The organism is Actinocorallia lasiicapitis (genome assembly GCF_054778695.1).
The window spans coordinates 1-3,383 of record NZ_BAAGZI010000519.1 but is presented as its reverse complement, the minus strand read 5'-3'; the positions used below and the strand labels follow the sequence as shown (position 1 = coordinate 3,383).

Genomic DNA, 3,383 nt, shown 5'->3' with positions numbered 1-3,383 from the left:
CCGCGGCGCTGCCGCCCTGGTCAACCTGCTGAACCCGAGCGCCCTGATCCTCGGCGGCTCGTTCGCGGCCCTCGCCCCCTGGTTCCTCGACGTCCTCCGCGACGAGCTGGACGCGCACGTCCTCGCCGCCGAGCTGGCCCCCTGCGAGCTGCTCCTGTCGGGTCTCGGCGTCACGGCGGCGTCGCTGGGCGCCGCCGACCTGGTCCTGAACCGGGTGTTCGCCGACCCCCTGCCCGTTTGACCGTCCCGCCGGTCGGTGAAGATGGGGGGGACGGGCCGTCGGGGGGCGGTCGCCGAGGCGAAGGGGGATCGTCCATGGCGAAGATGACCGATCAGGAGTGGCGTGCGCTGGCGTCGGAGGGCACCAGGACGGGGAAGCTCGCGACCGTCAGGGCCGACGGGCGGCCGCATGTGGCGCCCGTCTGGTTCGTGATCCACGGCGACGACGTCGTGTTCAACACGGCCGCCGACTCGGTGAAGGGCCGCGATCTGGCGCGTGATCCGCGGGCCGCGTTCTGTGTCGACGACGAGAACCCGCCGTTCGCGTTCGTGATCCTGGAGGGCGTCGCGGAGCTGGACGACGATCTGCCGACGGTCCGCCACTGGGCCACCCAGATCGCCGCCCGCTACCTGGGCGCCGAGCACGCCGAGAAGTACGCGGAGAACTTCGCCAAGCCGGGCCAGCTGGTGGTCAGGATCCGTATCGACAAGGTCATCGCGGAACGCGACCTGACGGGCTGACCTGGGGATTTGTTGGTGCGGGGCCGGGCTTGGTTTGGGCCGGATTCAGGAAGACCTGGAACATGACCGGCACACCGCGCGATGAGTACAAGGCAGGCAAGGCGTTGCGCAAGCGCGTCCCGAGGTCCTCGCAGGCCCAGTGGGATCCGCCCGCGGGCCGCAAAAGCCCGGTCCGGATCCTGTTCGCGCAGGACGAGCAGCGCCTGCCCGATCTGGTGCCGCTGCGGCATGAGCGGATGGCGGCGAGCCCGTTCGCGTTCCTGCGCGGTTCGGCGGCGGTGATGGCGTCCGACTTGTCGGGGACGCCTTCGACGGGGTTGACGGTCCAGGCGTGCGGTGACTCCCATCTGATGAACTTCGGGCTGTACGCGTCGCCGGAACGGTCGCTGATCTTCGACGTCAACGACTTCGACGAGACCCTGCCGGGCCCGTGGGAGTGGGATCTCAAGCGGCTCGCGGCGAGCCTGGTCGTCGCGGCCCGGGATCTCGGCCACGACGACACGTTCGCCCACAAGCTCGCCCGGGGTGCGACGGCCTCTTATCGCGAGCGGGTGCACGAGCTGTCGGAGATGCCGAACCTCGACGTCTACTACGCCCTCACCAACGCCGAGGACATCCTCTCGGAGATCAAGAAGCACGGGATGCGGGAGCGCGCCGAGCATCTGCTGGCGCACGCCCGCTCCCGCGACAACCTGCAGGCCACCGAGAAGCTGACGCAGAACGTCGACGGCAGGCTGGAGATCGTCGATCAGCCGCCGCTGCTGCTGCGCGACACCAGCGCCGACTCCGAGGACCTGGTCAAGCATTCGCTGGCCGAGTACAGCCGGTCGCTCCGCGAGGACGTCGCCGCCCTGCTGGGCGAGTACCGGTACATGGACGCGGGCCGGAAGGTCGTCGGGGTGGGCAGTGTCGGCACCCGCTGCTTCATCGTGGTCCTCCAGGGCCGTGACGCCCACGACCCGCTGGTCCTGCAGATCAAGCAGGCCACCCGGTCGGTCCTGGAGCCTTATCTGGCGCCGAGCGTCTACCGGAACCAGGGCCGCAGGGTCGTCGCGGGCCAGCGCAGCCTGCAGACCGTCAGCGACATCTTCCTCGGCTGGTCGGCGGACGGCCCGAACCAGTACTACTGGCGCCAGCTCCGCGACATGAAGGGCTCCATCGACCTCAACAAGCTGAAGCCCGCCGGTCTGCGCCTGTACGCGAAGCTCTGCGCCCGCGCCCTGGCGGTGGGCCACGCGACGACGGGCCCCCGGATCCGGCTGGCCGGCTACCTCGGCCACTCCTCCGGCTTCGACGAGGCGATCGCCGAGTTCGCCCTCGCCTACGCCGACCAGACCCTGAAGGACCACGCCGCCTTCGCCGCCGCGATCTCCTGACGGTTCGACGTGCTTCGGCCCCGCGCCCCTTCGCGCGGGGCCGAAGCACGTCAGAGCCAGTTGCGGCGTTTGAAGGTGGTGTAGAGGGCGATGGTCGCGACGAGGAGGACGCTCATGCAGAACCAGAAGCCCCAGGACTTGCCGGTGCCGGGGTAGGGGACGTTCATGCCGTAGAAGCCGGTGACGGCCGTCGGGATCGCGATCATCGCGGCCCAGCCGGTGACCTTCTTCATGGCCTCGTTCATCTGGTTGCCGTGCAGCGCGATCCGGGTCTCCATGACGTTCGAGACCAGTTCGCGCAGGCTTCCCGTCCACTCGGTGGCGCGCAGCGTGTGGTCGTAGATGTCCTGGAAGTAAGGGGTCAGCGCCTCGGGGACGATCTTCAGATCGCGGCGGAGCAGGGTGTTGACGATCTCCCGCATCGGCAGGACGACATGGCTCAGCAGGACCAGCGAGCGGCGCAGCGTGAAGGTGCGGCGCTGGACGGCGGGATCGTCGGACTTGTCCGAGAACAGCGCGTCCTCGACCGTGTCGAGCTCGTCGTCGAGGGCCTGGATGGAGACGAAGTGCTGGTCGACGATCAGGTCGAGGAATCCGTGGAGCAGGTAGATGGTGCCGTTGGTCGTCATCGCGTCGGACCAGCGGTCCCTCAGCTCTTTCACGTCGAACTCGGAGCCGGAGCGGACCGTGACGAACGCGCCTTCGGTGACGAAGGCGGACACCTGCTCGGAGGTGAGTGAGCCGTCGGCCACCTTGGTCGAATAGACGGTGAGGAACATGTGGCCAGGACGGAGTTCGATCTTGGCGCGTTCGTGTTGCGACACGGCGTCCTCGACCGACAGCGGGTCGAGCCGCAGTTCCGTGGCGAGGGTCTTCAGGTCCTCCGGATGGTGCTGGCACATGTCGACCCAGACGATCGCACCCCCCGAGATCTGGGCGCTGACCTGCTCGACGGGGAAGTCCCTGGCGGTCAGGGCCCCGTCCTTCCAGGCTCTGGTCTTCACGATGCACACGCCGGTGGGGATGCCCGGTCGGCCGAACTTTAAAGTAAAGGGCATGGCTGATCTCTTCGGCGGGACGAACTACCCGGTCGCCTGGGCGGGCGGCCATGCCCTGTGGGGCTATGAGATCAACCGGCTCTGGCGGAGCGTCGGCGAGCTGGCCTCGGCGGCCGACGACTCGGTGGTCCTGGACCTGCCGTGCGGCGGCGGCCCGGCGTTCCGCGCCCTGTCGCGGGGCCGCCGGCTCCGGTACGTCGCGGCCGAC

5 protein-coding genes are annotated in these 3,383 nt (G+C 69.1%); 4 read left to right on the top strand and 1 reads right to left on the bottom strand.

Going from position 1 to position 3,383, the window contains the following annotated elements; genetic code table 11:
- The 3 genes from ACYVE7_RS31395 to ACYVE7_RS31385 all read left to right on the top strand — a co-directional run.
- Positions 1 to 241: ROK family protein (locus tag ACYVE7_RS31395; RefSeq protein WP_460369862.1), on the top strand; the 241-nt coding region annotated here is incomplete at its 5' end.
- A gap of 74 nt (positions 242 to 315) precedes the next feature.
- Positions 316 to 741: a PPOX class F420-dependent oxidoreductase gene (locus ACYVE7_RS31390; RefSeq protein WP_460369860.1), complete on the top strand. Its 426-nt coding sequence runs from the start codon at positions 316 to 318 to the stop codon at positions 739 to 741.
- Positions 742 to 803: 62 nt separating this feature from the next.
- Positions 804 to 2,117, top strand: coding sequence for a DUF2252 domain-containing protein (locus tag ACYVE7_RS31385; RefSeq protein ID WP_460369859.1), 1,314 nt, complete (start codon positions 804 to 806; stop codon positions 2,115 to 2,117).
- A gap of 50 nt (positions 2,118 to 2,167) precedes the next feature.
- Here the strand turns inward: ACYVE7_RS31385 and ACYVE7_RS31380 are convergent, their stop codons facing one another.
- Entirely contained in the window at positions 2,168 to 3,121 is a 954-nt protein-coding gene (locus tag ACYVE7_RS31380; RefSeq protein WP_460369857.1) for a magnesium transporter CorA family protein, read from the bottom strand.
- A 52-nt stretch (positions 3,122 to 3,173) separates the two neighbouring features.
- Here ACYVE7_RS31380 and ACYVE7_RS31375 point away from each other — a divergent pair.
- Positions 3,174 to 3,383 (top strand): hypothetical protein (locus ACYVE7_RS31375; RefSeq protein WP_460369854.1); only part of this gene is annotated, 210 nt, incomplete at its 3' end.